Annotated in this window: 14 protein-coding genes; 11 read left to right on the top strand and 3 right to left on the bottom strand. The window is 35.8% G+C overall.

Features of this window, described 5'->3' with window-relative positions; translation table 11 throughout:
- Nucleotides 1–40 precede the first annotated feature (40 nt).
- The 3 genes from EZV73_RS19920 to cls all read left to right on the top strand — a co-directional run bounded on the left by EZV73_RS19920 (nt 41) and on the right by cls (nt 5,611).
- Entirely contained in the window at nt 41–2,020 is a 1,980-nt protein-coding gene (locus tag EZV73_RS19920) for a methyl-accepting chemotaxis protein (RefSeq protein WP_240842184.1), read from the top strand.
- Nucleotides 2,021–2,238: 218 nt separating this feature from the next.
- Entirely contained in the window at nt 2,239–4,032 is a 1,794-nt protein-coding gene (locus EZV73_RS19915; protein WP_240842183.1) for a methyl-accepting chemotaxis protein, read from the top strand.
- A gap of 52 nt (nt 4,033–4,084) precedes the next feature.
- Nucleotides 4,085–5,611 carry a cardiolipin synthase gene (cls, locus tag EZV73_RS19910; RefSeq protein ID WP_240842182.1) on the top strand — a complete coding sequence of 509 codons (1,527 nt, stop codon included), beginning with the start codon at nt 4,085–4,087 and terminating at the stop codon, nt 5,609–5,611.
- A 9-nt stretch (nt 5,612–5,620) separates the two neighbouring features.
- Here the strand turns inward: cls and EZV73_RS19905 are convergent, their stop codons facing one another.
- The 3 genes from EZV73_RS19905 to EZV73_RS19895 all read right to left on the bottom strand — a co-directional run bounded on the left by EZV73_RS19905 (nt 5,621) and on the right by EZV73_RS19895 (nt 7,778).
- Complete coding sequence (locus EZV73_RS19905) at nt 5,621–6,223, bottom strand: TetR/AcrR family transcriptional regulator (RefSeq protein WP_240842181.1); 603 nt, start codon at nt 6,221–6,223, stop codon at nt 5,621–5,623.
- 24 nt (nt 6,224–6,247) lie between these two features.
- The gene (locus tag EZV73_RS19900) at nt 6,248–6,943 is read right to left on the bottom strand and encodes a B3/4 domain-containing protein (RefSeq protein ID WP_240842180.1); all 696 of its coding nucleotides are present in this window, start codon (nt 6,941–6,943) and stop codon (nt 6,248–6,250) included.
- Between the two features lie 76 nt (nt 6,944–7,019).
- Nucleotides 7,020–7,778, bottom strand: a complete 759-nt coding sequence (locus EZV73_RS19895) for a DeoR/GlpR family DNA-binding transcription regulator (protein ID WP_240842179.1) — start codon at nt 7,776–7,778, stop codon at nt 7,020–7,022.
- Nucleotides 7,779–7,995: 217 nt separating this feature from the next.
- Between EZV73_RS19895 and iolC the strand changes: the two genes are divergently transcribed.
- From iolC to EZV73_RS19855, 8 genes are all read left to right on the top strand, one after another.
- Nucleotides 7,996–9,003, top strand: a complete 1,008-nt coding sequence (gene iolC / locus EZV73_RS19890) for a 5-dehydro-2-deoxygluconokinase (RefSeq protein WP_240842178.1) — start codon at nt 7,996–7,998, stop codon at nt 9,001–9,003.
- Nucleotides 9,004–9,011: 8 nt separating this feature from the next.
- Nucleotides 9,012–9,851, top strand: coding sequence for a class II fructose-bisphosphate aldolase (locus EZV73_RS19885; RefSeq protein WP_240842177.1), 840 nt, complete (start codon nt 9,012–9,014; stop codon nt 9,849–9,851).
- Nucleotides 9,844–10,635, top strand: coding sequence for a 5-deoxy-glucuronate isomerase (locus tag EZV73_RS19880; protein ID WP_240842176.1), 792 nt, complete (start codon nt 9,844–9,846; stop codon nt 10,633–10,635). The genes EZV73_RS19885 and EZV73_RS19880 overlap by 8 nt, the downstream gene beginning before the upstream one ends.
- Before the next feature lie 3 nt (nt 10,636–10,638).
- Nucleotides 10,639–12,552, top strand: a complete 1,914-nt coding sequence (iolD, locus tag EZV73_RS19875; protein WP_240842175.1) for a 3D-(3,5/4)-trihydroxycyclohexane-1,2-dione acylhydrolase (decyclizing) — start codon at nt 10,639–10,641, stop codon at nt 12,550–12,552.
- Nucleotides 12,553–12,571: 19 nt separating this feature from the next.
- Nucleotides 12,572–13,474, top strand: a complete 903-nt coding sequence (gene iolE, locus EZV73_RS19870; protein ID WP_330637175.1) for a myo-inosose-2 dehydratase — start codon at nt 12,572–12,574, stop codon at nt 13,472–13,474.
- Nucleotides 13,475–13,482: 8 nt separating this feature from the next.
- A complete protein-coding gene (iolG, locus tag EZV73_RS19865; protein ID WP_240842174.1) occupies nt 13,483–14,493 on the top strand; it encodes an inositol 2-dehydrogenase in 1,011 nt (336 codons plus the stop codon).
- Between the two features lie 8 nt (nt 14,494–14,501).
- A complete protein-coding gene (locus tag EZV73_RS19860; protein ID WP_240842173.1) occupies nt 14,502–15,881 on the top strand; it encodes an aldehyde dehydrogenase family protein in 1,380 nt (459 codons plus the stop codon).
- Between the two features lie 150 nt (nt 15,882–16,031).
- Nucleotides 16,032–17,099, top strand: coding sequence for an enoyl-CoA hydratase/isomerase family protein (locus EZV73_RS19855; protein ID WP_240842172.1), 1,068 nt, complete (start codon nt 16,032–16,034; stop codon nt 17,097–17,099).
- Nucleotides 17,100–17,190: the final 91 nt, after the last annotated feature.

The following is a 17,190-nucleotide window of genomic DNA, read 5'->3' as shown; positions in this document are numbered from 1 at the left end:
TGTGATTGAATACTCCTCACTCGTAATATAAGGAGGAACGATGAAGAAGAGTTTAAAGTTTAAGTTAATTGTTATTTTATTGGCCATCAGTACCTTGCCTTTATTATTCTTAACTGTTATGAATAATAAGTTAACAAGTGGTGTTGTAAAGTATGGCTACGAGAGTTCAAATTTAGAAATTGTAAAGACCATTGAATATGGTATTGAAAATCATTTAGAAGCACTTGAAACAGCAGTATCAATTTACTCTGAAAGTGATAAGGTTAAGTTGATATCAGTTGATACCAGTGCAGCAATATGGATTAAAAAAGAGTTTAGGACATATTTAGAAGATCACCCTGAAGTACAGCTCTTATACATTGGTACTGAAAAAGGTGACTTAATATCTCCAATTGACTTTGATTTACCTGATGACTTCGATGCAAGAACTAGAGATTGGTATATCGGAGCTAAAGAAAAAGATGATATTTATTATACTGCACCATATGTAGATTTAGGTACAGGTCAAGTGACATTCTCCATTTCTAAGCCAGTTTATGATTTAGGTGGTAACTTTATTGGTGTCATGGGTATGGACGTTGATCTTGGTGTGTTCTCAGAATCATTCTCAGAAATCAAGGTAGGTGAGGAAGGCTATCCTGTATTATTAGATAGTGAAAATATCATTATGACGCATAATAATGCGGACTTAATAGGTCAGCATCTTCCAGTAAAAGAGATTGAAGAAGCTTTGGCTAAAGAATCTGAAGGCATTGTGGAATATAAATATGAAGGTGTAAAGAAATTTGCAGTCTATAAAAAAATTGAGTACTTAGACTGGACTGTTATTGTAACGATGAATCAGTCTGAAGTAAATGTTTTATTAGGACCTATTAGAGCCATATCTTATATTATATTAGGCGTTGGTGTTTTGATTTCTGTTTTTGTAGCTATATTATTAGGTAGAAATCTGATTAAGCCGATTAAAGCATTAGAATCTTCAATTTTGATAGTGCAAGAAGGTGACTTAACTGTAAGAGCTGACGTTCTAACAGAAGATGAAATTGGATCGATTGCCAAGAGTTTTAATATCATGTTGGATCATTTTTCTGAAATGCTTAAGGCAAGTAAACATGTATCTGAGCAGGTTTCTATGTCGGCACAAGACCTTGCAGCAAGTTCTGAAGAAGTCAGTGCTTCAAGTGAAGAAATCGCTCGTACTGTAGATGAAATTGCATTAGGTGCGAGTGAACAGGCTGGAGAGGCTGAACATTCAGCAACTCTTATGGTAGGCCTTTCTGAAAAATTACAGGTATTAAATAAAGACAGTGAAATCATGGCAGGTGCAGCTGATGAAGTTAAAGAAGCCAATAAAGATGGTTTAACTGTTATGAGCACATTAAAGAGTCAATCAACTGAAAATGCAGAGTCTATTTCAAAGATAGATACAGCAATTAGAATGTTAGAATCTAAGACTGGTGAAATTGGTGTTATCTTAGAAACTATCACTAGTATTGCTGATCAAACAAACCTGCTTGCCCTTAATGCTTCTATAGAGGCTGCTAGAGCCGGTGAACACGGTAGAGGATTTGCTGTTGTTGCAGAAGAAATAAGAAAGCTAGCAGAAGGCTCTTCTATGGCGGCTGATAACATTAGAATCATTGTTAAAGACCTTCAAACAGAAAGCCATAATACTTCAGAAGCTATGAATGAAGTGCTTAAGGTAACAAAAGACCAGGAAACTGCTGTTGTCTCTGTAGACCAAGTATTTGATAAGATTCATCACTCTACAGAAAAAATCACATCCATTATCGATGAGTTGGTTAACTTTATTCAAGCTGTCAACCAAGATAAAGAAGAAATGGTTTCGGCAATAGAAAAGATTTCTGCAGTATCAGAGGAATCTGCTGCAGCTTCAGAAGAAGTAACAGCTTCTGTTGAAGAACAATCTGTTTCTATGTCTGAAGTGGCTAAGTCTGCAGAAATTCTGAACCAAATGGCAGATGATTTACAATTAGAAATTGGTAAGTTTAAAATTTAAGATTATATTTAATGATAGCGTAACAGAATTAACTGTTATGCTATTTTATTTGTATGAATCATTTAAGAAGTAAGTATGCTTTCATATGGATGCAAAGCCTATTTTTAACCAGTATATGTAAATAAAATTTTATTATTCAATATTTTAATATTTTTTTATAAATTCTTTATTTTAAATCAAGAATGATGTGGTATAAAATATTTATGAGGAGAAAATATATGAAAAGAAAAGCGAATGTAAAAAGTATAAGAGCAAGAGTATTTATCTTATTTGCCCTAATTATTGTTGGTATGTTAGCATTAGAGATAACAACATCAGTTCAGACAGGCATAGTATCAAATGAATTACAGGATGTAAAAGATACTAGTATACCACTAAATAATGCTATATCAGATATCAAGGTTTTAGAGTTAAAACAAGAAAACATGTTTATGTTGGCTTCTATGTCAAACATGTTTAATGATAGAGGAAATAATGTCAATGCGCCTGATCCTCATCAAGCTTTGATGAAATTAGAAGCAGAAGTTGCAGCTAAATATGATGAAGCTATTGGTTATGCCGGTGTAATGCTAACTGAGGCCAAAGATGATTTTAATCCAGATGAAGAAGCTGAGTACCAAGAAGTATACGATCATTTATTAGCATTGAAGGAAAATCACTTGCAACTTACATCAGATATGAATGACTATTCATCTAATGCAACTGCAAATATGTCAGAGCAAATGATGATGGAAGGCATGAAACTAATCAATGATGATGCACGATTTATCCAAGATGATTTAGATGGTTTCCAGGTTCATATCAATACTTTATTAAATGAACATATTGATCAATTACAAAATGTTCAGGAGATAGCCAATAAGTACACGTCATGGGTAAGATGGTTTATCTTAGCGCTTGTCTTTGGTATATTGGTAATTGTTAATAAAATTGTTCTTCGTCCACTTTCTAAGTTCAGAAATGAGATGGAGCAAATCGCGACAGGTGATTTCACTGTAGAAATACAAGAAAAAACACTTTCAAGAAGTGACGAAATTGGCGATCTTGCAAGAGCCTTAAATGAACTAAAGGACAATGTAGGAGACCTATTAAGAAGAGTAAGAGACGCATCTGAATCAGTTTCAGCTTCTTCTACAAGTTTAGCTGAAGTTACAGAACAGTCTTCTTATGCCATGAACGAAATTACAGAGGCTATGTCTCAGATTGCAGATACCTCTCAAGAACAAACAGATGAAGCAGTTGTAGTTGTTACAAAGACAAATGATCTTGGTGACCAGATACAGGATTCTGAAACTCAAATCTATTCAGTTCAAGAGTATTCTCATGAAACCAATGAGATGAGTGTTAAAGGTTTAAAAATTATTGATGAACTGAATGAAAAGACTGCTAAGTCTAATGAGTCTGCTCAAGAAATTTCAGTTATGACCAATGAAATTAATAAGTCAGCAACAGATGCAGAGCAAATCACAGAGATCATAGAAGCAATATCATCTCAAACCAATTTATTGGCTTTAAATGCTTCTATAGAAGCTGCTAGAGCTGGAGAAGCGGGTAGAGGTTTTGCAGTAGTTGCTGAAGAAATCAGAAAATTATCTGAAGAAACCAGTACAGCAACTGAAGACATTAAGACATTAATTGGTGATATCCAAAACAAGTCAGTTCAAGCAGTAAATATGATGTCAGATATTCAAGAAATATTTGATGACCAAAACTCTTCTATTGAAGCGACCAGTGATATCTTTAAAGATACGTCATCGGCATTATCTAGTCTGAATCAGCGTATTGATCTTGTAAGAGAAATTTCTGCTAAAATCAATGCCAATAAGGATGACATTGTTCATTCAATTCAGGAGATTTCAAGATCAATTGAAGACAACTCATCAAGTGTTCAACAGGCGAGTGCCTCTACTGAGGAGCAAATGGCTTCTATACAAGAACTGTCTATGACAGCTCATGTGAGTAAGGAGTTATCTGATGAACTGGTTGATGCTATAAGTAAATTTAAAATTTAATTAACTCCCGTCAGGGAGTTTTTTGTTGTATAATAGACTTTACGGAGGCACTATGAAGTTTATTAGAAAAATATTTTTTAACAGAATCATCATCTTAGCAACAGCATTTCTATCACAACTTATGTTTTTGATTTCTATGCTATGGCTTTTAAGCGATTATTCTCAGCTTTTTTATGGAATTAATCTCTTAATTTCAACCTTGGCAATACTTAAAATTGTTTATGATGATACAAATCCTGCTTACAAGTTGGCTTGGGCGCTGCCTATAGCCCTTATGCCTATTTTCGGTGGTGTTTTTTACATCACTTTTTCAGGTAACCAATTGAGTAGGAAGGAAAAAGAAAAGATGGGGGTCATAGAAAATAAGACTAAGTCCTTATTAGAAGTAGATCCAAGTCATCTAGAAGCTGCAAGAGACATAGATCCATATGGTAGCCAGCAGATGAACTACTTAGAAACTTATGGACCTTATCCGTCGTATGTCAACACAGACACCACCTATTATCCCATAGGAGAGAAGAACTATGAAGATATGATCATAGAGCTGAAGAAGGCTAAAAAATTCATTTTCATGGAGTATTTCATAGTTGAGAGGGGCTACATGTGGGACTCTATATTAGAGATTCTAAAAGAAAAGGTTAAAGAAGGTGTAGATGTTAGAGTTGTCTATGATGATTTAGGTTGTTCTCTAAAGTTACCCCATAAGTACTATAAAAAGATTCGATCTTATGGTATCAAATGTGAGGTTTTCAATCCACTGGTACCCATTATATCTTCTAAATACAATACAAGAGATCACAGAAAGATTTTGGTCATTGATGGCTTGGTTGCCTTTACTGGTGGTCTAAATATAGCGGATGAGTACATCAACAAAATAGAAAGACTTGGCCACTGGAAGGACATGGGCATCAAGTTAAGAGGTGACGCTGTATGGTCTTTTACTGTGATGTTTTTAACCTTGTGGGATTACCTTTCTGGAGATGATACAGATATCACGCAGTTTAAGGTCAAGCAGGATACTATTACGGAAAAGGGTTTCGTATTACCATATTCAGATAATCCACTTGATAATGAATCTGTTGGAGAAAATGTCTATATCAATATGATCAACAAGGCAAAGGATTATGTTTACATAACAACACCATACTTGATTATTTCTTCTGAAATGATCACAGCCTTATGTAACGCCAGCAAGTCAGGTGTTGATGTAAGAATTATCACACCTCATATACCAGATAAATGGTATGTGCATATGGTTTCTCAATCCTACTACGAAGTGCTTTTAAAGAATGGTGTTAAAATATTCGAGTACGAACCAGGTTTCATGCATGGTAAGAACTTTGTTGTGGATGATATGTATGCCGTGGTTGGTACCATCAATATGGACTTCAGAAGTTTGTATCTTCACTTTGAATGTGGTGTTTGGATGATGAACACCAAGACAGTTTTAGATGTAAAAGAGGATTATATAGATACCTTGGATAAGAGTGTAGAGATTACTATGGAAGATCTGCAAAATGTGGGTTGGTTTAAAATATTATGTGCACTAGTTTTAAGATTGTTTGCACCGCTTATGTAAAAAAGATGTCTAGGTGACATCTTTTCTTAAATAGTTGCGATAATTATTGAGTATGTAGTCTATTTTATCCTCCGGTACATCAAAGGTTCTATATACTGTTTGGATGATGAGTTCTTGCATATAATCTAGATCGATATCAAAACCTTCTATATAAGCTTGAAAGGTTGACTCGATCATACCTGAAATCATGATCTCTCTGTGTTTATAGTCTTCTTCGCTATAAGATGATGTGTAGTCCTTAAATGCCATTTTAATGAAGTATATGATATTAGCCATCTTAGCTTCTTTCATGGACATGCTCTCTTTGGCAGTTGACATAGTCTCAAACAAGAGTTCTTGTTCTACCAAACGATCAAACATGATAGATAGCCTAATGGCAGGAATAAAGAGATAGTCTTTCTCTTTATCCAAAATTTGATCAATATAGTCGCTCATTTGACAGATTTCATGTTTTCTTATTTCAAATAAGAGTTCGTCTTTATCTTGAAATAGATTATAAAATGACCCTGTAGAGATACCCACTTCTTTTGAAATCTCTCTGATAGAAAGATTTTGTACACGCTTTCTTTTTAAGAGTGCTTGTATTTTTTCAATTACCTGTATTTTGTTCATAAGTATATTGTATAGAGCCTAGCCTTAATCGTCAAGCATCATTCGTCTATCATGAACCTCTAATATCTTAGCTCTAGTTGATGCATTAAGATAGGATTTGGCAAGTTCCTCGAAATGGCTCATAGCTTTTATTAAAATTGGTCTGTAAGCTTTCGATAGAACCTCAAAAACGATGATCGCGTCTTGTGTTTGATCAGTTAACTTAGTCCTGTCTGCTTCACGCCAGTTCCATCTTCTACATAAACAACCCAAATCGTCTTTATAAACGATTTCGTCTTTTTCGGGTGGTTCATTGATATCAGAACCTATTGTGGTAAAGGACTCATTCCCATCAGCCAGGGTTAAGTGTATGTTGCCCTTAACAGCACTCAAATCTTCTCCACCTAAAGGTAGGGCATACTTGAGTGAAACACAGTTATAAATATCAACAAGTGGGTTGATGTTTGGTAGCTTCTTGTCTTTAATGACACGCTTTAAAAGTGACTCAACAGATACTCTAACACCTTTTTTAACATTCAAAGTCTTATATGTCGTACGCCACTGAGAGAGTTCACCAATTTCTAGTAGTGGACTTGTATGGATCTGTCTGGCAAGGTTCTCATATTCCATAAGTAGTGATTCAGTGTCTTTAGCCTGACCTGGCTGGTAATGCAGTTTTACAATCCCGATTTGTGTTTCAGGAAATAACTCAAATATTTTCTCATCAACTTCTATATACATATATGCCTCCTTTATAACATTATAACTTATATTCCTAAATGCATAAAGAAAAGCCACTCTATGAATGGCTTAGTACTTATTCTGGATATTTACATATGATTGAATGTTGCTTAAAGTAATCTAGAAAAGATTGAGGTGGCTCTTCGTCACTTATAAAGTAGTTTATCTGGTCTAGATCACAATATCTCATAAATGAAGATTTTTCGAACTTACTTTTATCAGACATTAAAATAATAGTTTCACTGATTTCTATCAGTGTCTTTTTTATTTCCGCTTCTAGATAAGTGGTATTGGTAACACCTTTTTCTATAGAAACACCTGTTGTAGCCATAAAGGCCTTTGAGATATTCAGATTCTTTAAAAACTCAATAGTAGAGATACCTGCAAAGGAATTTGTTTTTCTTTGATGAAAACCACCTGTTGAAATTAAGGTTAAGTTTTGTAGTTTAGACACTTCATTAATAGCGCTTAAGCTGTGTGTAACAACAGTAACATTTTCCTTGTATTTTAAGAAGGGAATAAGTGCAACAGTCGTTGAACCTGAATCAATAAAGATGATGTCGCCTTCTTGGATCAGTTCGCTTGCAAGTCGGCCTATTTCTGTTTTGGCAGATACATTTTGCTCTTTACGTTGTTGAAAAGGAATGGTTTCTTCTTTTCTATTAAGGGTAACACCCCCATAAACTTTTTTTACGATGTTAAGTGATTCAAGTTCAGCAACATCACGCCGGATGGTATTCTTGGAGACATTAAATACTTCACACAGTTTATCAAGGGATGCTGTTTCATGTTCAATAAGGTATTTCTTTATACTGTTTATTCTCTCTAATTTCAATTTCTAGTCCTCCGGATTTTTAGTAATTTATAACTTATTTTTCTTCAATTAGTGTTCTGAAAAGTTTCTTAATACTATTATAGAAAAAGTTATTGTTTTTTACAAGATGAAATGTTAATATATAATCAAAAGATACTCAAAAGATGCTCTACGAGCACTTAAATCACAAAGAAATACCAATGATATAACCAAAAGTTACACTTGAAAGGGGTAAATTGTGAAAACATGTGAGTTAGTTTTTCCAGAAAAGAAGGCCATTGACATCATTCCCATTGGTCGAATCGGTATTGATCTTAATGCCAACAAAATTCATAGACCGTTAGAAGAGTCAGAAACTTTTACAAAATATGTTGGTGGTTCACCTGCTAATATTGCCATCGGTATGGCAAGGCTTGGTAGAAAGGTCGGATTCATCGGTCGTGTCTCTGACGATCAACTAGGTCGATTTGCCCTAAACTATTTTAAGGCTGAAGGTATCGATACAAGTGGTATCACAATAGACAATTCAGGCGCTCCTATGGGACTTGCCTTTACAGAGATTAAAAGCCCTACAGAATCTAGTATTTTAATGTACAGGGACAATGTGGCAGATTTAAAGCTACATCCTAAAGATATAAAGGAATCATATATAAAAAAAGCAAAGTGTATTTTAGTATCAGGTACAGCACTTTCTCAATCACCATCAAGAGAAGCTGTCATGAAGGCCATAGAATATGCTTTAAAACATAAGGTCATCATCATCTTTGATATAGACTACAGGCCTTACTCATGGAAACATATAGACAATACATCGGTTTACTATTCAATGGTAGCCAAGGTATCAGACATCATTATTGGTTCAAGAGAAGAATTTGATCTATGTGAGAGAATAGTAGACCCAGACAATAAGGATGATAAAGTAACTGCCAACAGGTGGTTTGATTACAAGGCGAAGATTGTTGTTGTCAAACATGGTAAGGAAGGTTCGGTTGGCTATACATGTGATGGTTTAGAGCATATGGTAAAACCTTTTCCTGCTAAACTTCTCAAATCATTTGGCGGTGGTGATGCTTATGCATCTTCATTTATTCATTTCTTAATGAAAGGCATGTCTGTATCAGAAAGTTTGGAATGCGGTAGTGCAGCAGCTGCTATGTTGGTATCTAGCCATTCTTGTTCAGATGCCATGCCATCTGAGGAAATGCTCTTATCATTTATAAAGACTGTTAAAGAAGATGAAAGTTAGGAGGAGCCATGTTAGTTACACTAAAAGAAATCCTCAAAGAAGCTTATAAGAATAAATACGCAATAGCAGGTTTCAATGTTTATGGCTATGAGGATGCCATTAGTGTGGTTAAAGCTTCTGAAAAGTTAAACTTACCAGTTATCTTAATGACAAATGTTGATGCTATCAATCATATGCCCATTAAGATCCTTGGTAAAATGTTGATAGAAATTGCAGAAAAGGCAAAAGTACCTGTTGTGGTTCACTTAGACCATGGTAAGACCATAGAAGTTGTAAAGAAAGCTTTAGAAGCTGGTTTTTCATCAGTTATGTATGATGGTTCAGCATTACCGCTAGAGGAAAACATTAGAAATACAAAGGCAGTTGTAGACCTGGCGAGTAAGTATGGCGCGAGTGTGGAAGGTGAGATAGGATCCGTTGGATACAGTGACCCAGCTCTAAACTCAAATGCTTCATATACTGATCCTTCCGAAGCTCAGCTTTTCTTTGAAAAAACAGGTGTAGATGCTCTTGCTGTTGCTATAGGGACCCTTCATAGGATGACAGAACAAGAAGCTGTTATACAGTATGAACTTTTAGAACAAATAGAAGCCATGACCCATGTACCTCTTGTACTTCATGGTTCTACAGGTGTAAAAGATTCTGATCTTAAGAAGCTGTCGTCTAAAGGTATTTGCAAAGTCAATATTGGTACAGCTATCAGGATGGCTTTTGGTCACACAATGAGAGATGAGTTTAATAAAAATCCACTTGAGTTTGATAGGATCAAGTTATTTAAGGAACCTATGAAACAAGTTGAACAAGTGGTCATGCATAAAATGAGAATTTTAGGAGGCGAAAATGCTTAGAAAATTAGATGCCATTACACATGGCAGAAACATCTTATCTGAAATGGATGGATTACACAGCGACATGCTGATGGATGTAGATGTATATAAGATGTCAGAAAATGAAACTTTGACTATCGAGGAATCTGAAAAAGAAGTTGCAGTTCTTATAATGGCTGGAAGACTTGAGTTTACATATGAAGATAATCGAGTGAAAGCTTCTAGATCATCTTTGTTTGACGAAGATCCTACATGTTTACATGTGTGCAAGTCAAAAAAAGTTGTATTGAAAGCTCTAGAAACGGCTGAAGTTCTTGTTCAAAAGACAACCAATGACCGTGAGTTTGATTCTAAGTTTTATAAACCAGAAGATTGCACGTCAGATGTATTTGGTGACGGCGTTCTAGGCGATACATCTAGAAGAGTTGTAAGAACTGTCTTTGACTATAAGAACGCACCTTATTCTAATATGGTCATGGGAGAAGTTATTAACTATCCTGGTAAATGGTCATCGTATCCACCGCATCATCATCCGCAACCAGAAATCTACTACTATAGATTCAATAAACCGCAAGGTTTTGGTTGTTCAATCATTGGAGAAGATGTTCATAAGATTACAGACAACTCCATGTCTGCTATTCCAGGAGGACTTGTACATCCTCAAACAACAGCGCCTGGTTATGCCATGTATTACTGCTGGATGATTCGTCACTTGGATAACAACCCATGGACAGAGCGTGTAGATGATGAAGATCATGTATGGTTATTGGATTCAGATGTAAAAATTTGGCCTGAGAAGGAGTAAAGAATGACGACTATTAAATTAACAGTTGCACAAGCACTTGTGAAATTTTTAAATCAACAATATATATCTTTAGATGGTAAAGAAGAAAAATTTGTTCAAGGTGTATTTACCATCTTTGGTCATGGTAATGTAATGGGCCTTGGCCAAGCTTTAGAAGAAGACCCTGGTGATCTAGTGGTGCATCAAGGAAGAAATGAACAAGGTATGGCTCAAGCGGCAGTTGCCTTTGCAAAGCAAAGTCATAGACGAAGAATCTATGCGTGTACCTCTTCAGTAGGACCGGGGGCAGCTAATATGGTAACAGCGGCTGCTACGGCAAGTGCCAATTCTATACCAACACTTTTTTTGCCTGGTGATGTGTTTGCAACGCGCCAACCAGATCCAGTCTTACAACAAATTGAGCAACCTCATGATTTATCGATATCTACAAATGATGCATTTAAACCAGTATCTAAATACTGGGATAGAATAAATAGACCAGAGCAGTTGATGTCTGCTATGGTTAATGCAATGAGAGTTTTAACAGATCCTGCTGATACTGGTGCGGTTACCATTTGTCTTCCGCAGGATGTTCAAGCAGAAGCCTATGATTTTCCAGAGTACTTCTTCGAAAAAATGGTTCACAGTCTTGATAGGGTAAAACCATCAGATGAAGCTTTAAACAAAGCTGTAGAGCTTATCAAATCAAAGAAGAAACCAATCATCGTTTGTGGTGGTGGCGTAAGATACTCTGAAGCAGCTTCTACTTTAAAAGCGTTCTGCGAAAAGTTTAAGATACCATTTGGTGAAACTCAAGCTGGTAAAAGTGCTTTACCATATGATGAAGTCTACAACTTAGGTGGTATTGGTGTAACTGGTAACTCAGCTGCTAATGCCATAGCAAAAGATGCAGACCTTGTTATAGCTCTTGGAACTAGGCTAACTGACTTTACAACTGCTTCTAAGTCTTTGTTTGCAGGTGCAGAAATTTTAACCATAAATGTCTCTAAATTTGATGCTTATAAAATGGGGGCTACGCGTTTAGTAGGTGATGCAAAGGCAACATTAGAAGCCTTATCAGATAAGTTAAGTGGTTATGAGTCGTCTTACACAGATGATATTAAAAAAGCTAAAGAGGCTTGGAAAGAAGAATTAGAGAGGTTATTTTCTGTTACTTATACAGAGGACTTCACTGCTGAAGTAGCAGGTCATTTAGATCATGTACTTGAAGAGTTTTATGAGCAAACTAAATCTTGTTTAACACAGACAAAGGCCTTAGGCATTTTAGATAAGTACTTGGATGATGATGCCATCGTAGTTGGTGCATCTGGCTCTTTACCTGGCTGTTTACAAAGAGTATGGAGACCAAAAAAGGCAAACACCTACAACATGGAGTATGGTTACTCATGTATGGGATATGAAGTGTCAGGTGCATTAGGTGTTAAGCTAGCTGCTCCTAATCAAGAAGTTTATGCCATGGTTGGTGATGGATCCTTTATGATGTTACATTCTGAGCTTGTTACAAGTATCCAGGAAAGACAAAAGATCAACATCGTCTTATTTGATAATATGGCATTCGGTTGTATCAACAACCTTCAAATGTCAAATGGTATGGGCTCTTTTGGTACAGAGTTTAGATACAGAGAAGAAGATGGTTTAACAGGCGGTCTTGTGCCAATTGATTTTGCAAAAGTAGCAGAAGGTTATGGATGTAAAACATATTCTGTGGCTAGTGAAGAAGAGTTCTATGCAGCCATTGAGGATTCAAAAAAACAGACAGTTTCTACTCTAATTGATGTAAAAGTATTACCAAAAACAATGACAAACGGTTATGGTGCATGGTGGCATGTTGGGGTTCCTGAAGTATCAAAGAAGGCATCCATAGAAAAGTCACATGTTGACATGATAAATGAGTTAAAGAAAGCAAGAAAATATTAAACTTCAGGAGGAATGTGAAATGAAGATGAACAAAGATCGTGTAAAGCTAGGTATAGCGCCAATTGCATGGACTAATGACGATCTACCTGAGTTGGGTAGAGAAAACACATTTGAGCAATGTGTGAGTGAAATGGCTTTAGCTGGTTTTACAGGTAGTGAAGTTGGTAACAAGTATCCAACAGATACAGATGAACTGAAAAAAGCCTTGGATTTAAGAGGCGTTCAGATTTGTAATGCATGGTTTTCTACCTTCTTTACAACAAAACCTGAACAGGAAACATTAGACGCCTTTGTTGCACATAGAGATTTTCTTCATGCCATGGGTGCTAAGGTTATCGGTTGTTCTGAGCAAGGTCATAGTATTCAGGGATTAGATAAGCCAATTTTTGATGAAAAACCCGTTTTCACAGATGAAGAATGGAAAAATCTCGCGAATGGTTACAACAAACTGGCTAAGTTAGCTGAAGAAAAAGGTATGAAAGTATCTATCCATCATCATATGGGTACAGGCGTACAAACACCTGAAGAAGTTGAAAAGTATATGACCATGACAAATGATGATGTTTACTTATTGTTTGACACAGGCCACATGTATTTCTCTGAAGGTAGTCAAGCTTCTGTAGATCATATCATCGATACTTACAAGGACAGAATTATTCATGTACATTTAAAAGATGTTAGACAAGATGTTTTAGATAAATTAAAAAAAGAGAAATGGTCATTCCTAAAAGGTGTTAAAGCAGGTGTGTTTACAGTACCAGGCGATGGCGTGATTTCTTTTGACCATACTTTTGATGTACTTTCAAAACATGACTATGAAGGTTGGATGGTTGTAGAAGCTGAGCAAGATCCTGCAATTGCAAACCCACTAGAATACGCACTAAAAGCAAGAGATTTCATCAGAGAAAAGACAGGATTATAGGAGGCATTATGTTAAAAGTAGGTATTATTGGCGCAGGAAGAATTGGTAAGGTTCATGGTGAGAGTATCACAAAGTATGTGCCTTCTGCTGTAGTGAAGGCGATTGCTGATCCGTTTTTAAATGACCAAACAAGAGCTTGGGCGAAAGAAATGGGTATTGAAAATGTTTATGAGGATTATCATAAAATTCTTGAAGATGATGAAATTGAAGCAGTTTTAGTTTGTTCATCTACAGATACACATTCATCTATTTCTGTTGAAGCTGTTGAAGCAGGTAAACATGTATTCTGTGAAAAGCCAATCGATCATGATTTAGATAGAATTGATGCCGTTTTAAAAGCAGTGGAAAAAGCGGGTGTTAAGTACCAAGTTGGTTTTAACAGAAGATTTGACCATAACTTTAGAGCAGTCAGACAAGCAGTTAAAGACGGTGTTGTAGGTGAACCGCATATCATTAAGATTACATCTAGAGATCCAGAAGCACCACCAGCTGAGTATGTAAAAGTATCCGGCGGTTTGTTTTTAGATATGACCATTCATGACTTTGATATGGTACGTTACTTATCTGGTTCTGAAGTCGTAGAAGTACATGCCTATGGCAATGTTTTAGTTGATCCAGCAATTGGTGAAGCAGGTGATATTGATACAGCAATTGTGACGATGAAGTTAGAAAATGGTGCTTTAGCTGTGATCGATAACAGTCGTGAAGCGGCTTATGGTTATGATCAAAGAGCAGAAGTATTTGGTTCAAAAGGTGCTGTAGCTGTTTCTAACGATTCTAGTTCGACAGCAGTTATCTCTACAAAAGATGGTGTAAAAGGTGAAAAGCCACTTTATTTCTTCTTAGAAAGATACATGCAATCTTTTGCTGATGAACTTAAATGTTTTGTTGAGGCAATTGAAAATGATACTCAAGTACCTGTTAACGCAAATGATGGTTTAGCGCCAGTATTGATTGGCTTAGCAGCTAAAAAGTCATTGTTAGAAGGCAGACCGGTTAAAATTAGTGAAATTAAATAGGAGGCAAAATGTCTAATGAAAAGCAAATGATTGCTGGTTTAATTGAACGAGGCAGAGTGGCAATGAATGAGATTGCAGATTACTCACAAGAGCAAATTGATACACTTGTAAGAGCGATTGCGTGGGAAATTGTTAAAGAAGAAAACTCTGAAGAACTTGCAAAACTAGCAGTTGAAGAATCACAATTAGGAAATTACCAAGGCAAGTATGTTAAGTTACAGAAAAAAGTTCGTGGTAACTTAAGAGACATGCTTGGTGAGAAATCAGTTGGTATTATCGAAGAAGATGAAAAAAGAGGTTTGTACAAGATTGCAAAACCTGTAGGTGTAATTGGTGCTTTGGTACCTTGTACAAATCCTGAAGCAACACCAGTTATTAAGGCAATGAATGCTATCAAAGGTAAAAATGCCATTGTATTTGCACCTCATCCAAGAACGAAAAAAACAAATACACGTATTGTAGAAATTATGAGAGATGCTTTAAGAAAATACGATGCACCTGAAGATTTATTAATCGCTATCGATCAACCTTCAATGGAACTATCAAGTGAGTTGATGTCACAATGTGATCTTGTAGTAGCAACAGGTGGTTCAGGTATGGTAAAGGCAGCTTATTCATCTGGTACACCTGCATATGGTGTGGGTGCTGGTAATGCTGTTGTTATTGTAGATGAAACAGCTGATTTAAACGATGCAGCTGCGAAAATTATGGCATCTAAGACATTTGACTTTGCAACTTCTTGTTCTTCAGAAAACTCGATTGTGGTTGTAGAATCAGTTTACAATGAGTTACTTGAAGCATTACAAAATGTTGGTGGTCACCTAGCGAATGCTGAAGAAAAGACTATGATTCAAAATACGCTATGGGTAGATGGTCATTTAAACAGACATGTTATTGCTCAACCAGCTGATAAAATTGCTGAGATGGCAAAGTTAAAAGTTAAAGAAGGTACTTCTTTCTTAATGGTTGAAGAAGATGGTGTTGGTAGTGATTATCCATTCTCAGGCGAGAAGATGTCAGTCGTTTTAACAGTTTATAAAGCTGAGAATTTTGATGCTGCTATCGATAGAGTGAATGAAATCACAGGCTATCAAGGATCTGGTCACTCGTGTGGTCTTCATACAACAGATGAAGAAAGAGTTAAAGAAATCGGATTAAAGACAAAGACAAGCCGTGTTATGATCAGACAACCACAATGTTATGGTAACAGTGGTAACTGGGACAACGGTATGCCTTTTACATTGACTTTAGGTTGTGGTTCATGGGGTGGCAATATCTCATCTGAGAACATCTCATACAAGCATTTTATCAATGTAACTTGGGTATCTAAGCCAATCCCAGAAGTCATTCCTACAGATGAAGAACTTTTTGGACATGTAATGAAATAAAAAAAAGTAGCACTAAAAATACAGAAAAGGTGTGCTACCCCAAAAAATAATAAATATTAAGTAGTTTCATTATATAAGTAAAAAGTTTATATTTCAAGTTTATTGAGCAGTGTTTTCACTGCTCTTTAAATCATTTACGGAGGATTAGATATGAGTATATCATTTGAAGTTAAAAATCATGTGGGTTATATTACCTTAAATAGGCCTGAAAAGCTTAATGCACTTTCTTATGAAATGATTAAAGACCTTTACGAACAACTGGTCTTATGGAAAGAGGATAAAGATGTTTTATTAATTTGTATGGAAGGTGCCGGTGAAAAGGCCTTTTCTGCGGGAGGAGATGTGGTACATCTTTATGAAAAGAGAAATGAAGACATAGAAACTTATGCATTTGGCTTTTTCTATACAGAATATTGTATGAATCTTTTGATGCATACCTATCCAAAACCCATACTCACTTATATGAATGGTATTGTTATGGGAGGTGGTGTAGGCGTTGCAGTGGCAGGTAGTCATCGTTTGATCAATGAAAAGACCAAGTGGGCCATGCCTGAGATGAACATAGGCTTGTATCCAGATGTAGGCGGATCTTATTTCTTAAATAAATCTCCAGGTCATCTTGGTAGGTATCTAGCCCTTACTTCTAAAGTCATAAGACCAGATGATATTTTATTTTCAAATGCTGCAGACTACATGATTGATTCTAATGCATGGTTAAATTTAAAAGATGATCTTAATCAAATGAAGTGGCGTGAGACAGATAAGGACTTAAATAAGCTGATTTCTAAATATAAAATAGAAGTTAAAGATAAGGGTCACTTAAGAGAACACTATCATCTACTAGAAAAACACTTTTCATATGATAGTTTAGAAGAAATAATGATGTCATTAAAAGATAATTTAGACGATCCTTATCTTAAAGATATTTACGAGACCTTAAGTCAAAAGTCTCCGACATCACTTAAAGTGACCTTAGAGCAATTGATAAGAGGTCAAGGTAAATCCATCAAGGAGTGTCTTGTAATGGAACTTGATATGAGCATGAACTTCATGTTGTCACATGATTTCTTTGAAGGGGTTAGGGCAGTACTTGTAGACAAGGATAAAGATGCAGACTGGCAACCTAATGCTTTAGAAGAGGTGACCAAACAAGAGGTGGAAAGCTATTTTTCTTACAAGTGGGATGGTAACAATCCTTTAGTGGACTTTGAAATATAATACCTTCGGGTATTTTTTTTATGTAAAAAAGACACCGGAGTGTCTTTTCTACATAAACTATATGGAGTAGCAAATAAAACTTAAATGCAGA

The sequence above is a fragment of the Acidaminobacter sp. JC074 genome (genome assembly GCF_022496765.1).
Lineage (GTDB): Bacteria > Bacillota > Clostridia > Peptostreptococcales > Acidaminobacteraceae > JABXKX01.
The sequence above is the reverse complement of the archived record's forward strand: the minus strand, read 5'-3'. Positions and strand labels throughout refer to the sequence as shown.

Coding starts and splice junctions, on each gene's coding strand:
- EZV73_RS19920 (WP_240842184.1), top strand. CDS start 41: ATGAAGAAGAGTTTAAAGTTTAAGTTAATTGTTATTTTATTGGCCATC.
- EZV73_RS19915 (WP_240842183.1), top strand. CDS start 2,239: ATGAAAAGAAAAGCGAATGTAAAAAGTATAAGAGCAAGAGTATTTATC.
- cls (WP_240842182.1), top strand. CDS start 4,085: ATGAAGTTTATTAGAAAAATATTTTTTAACAGAATCATCATCTTAGCA.
- EZV73_RS19905 (WP_240842181.1), bottom strand. CDS start 6,223: ATGAACAAAATACAGGTAATTGAAAAAATACAAGCACTCTTAAAAAGA.
- EZV73_RS19900 (WP_240842180.1), bottom strand. CDS start 6,943: ATGTATATAGAAGTTGATGAGAAAATATTTGAGTTATTTCCTGAAACA.
- EZV73_RS19885 (WP_240842177.1), top strand. CDS start 9,012: ATGTTAGTTACACTAAAAGAAATCCTCAAAGAAGCTTATAAGAATAAA.
- EZV73_RS19880 (WP_240842176.1), top strand. CDS start 9,844: ATGCTTAGAAAATTAGATGCCATTACACATGGCAGAAACATCTTATCT.
- iolD (WP_240842175.1), top strand. CDS start 10,639: ATGACGACTATTAAATTAACAGTTGCACAAGCACTTGTGAAATTTTTA.
- iolE (WP_330637175.1), top strand. CDS start 12,572: ATGAAGATGAACAAAGATCGTGTAAAGCTAGGTATAGCGCCAATTGCA.
- iolG (WP_240842174.1), top strand. CDS start 13,483: ATGTTAAAAGTAGGTATTATTGGCGCAGGAAGAATTGGTAAGGTTCAT.
- EZV73_RS19860 (WP_240842173.1), top strand. CDS start 14,502: ATGTCTAATGAAAAGCAAATGATTGCTGGTTTAATTGAACGAGGCAGA.
- EZV73_RS19855 (WP_240842172.1), top strand. CDS start 16,032: ATGAGTATATCATTTGAAGTTAAAAATCATGTGGGTTATATTACCTTA.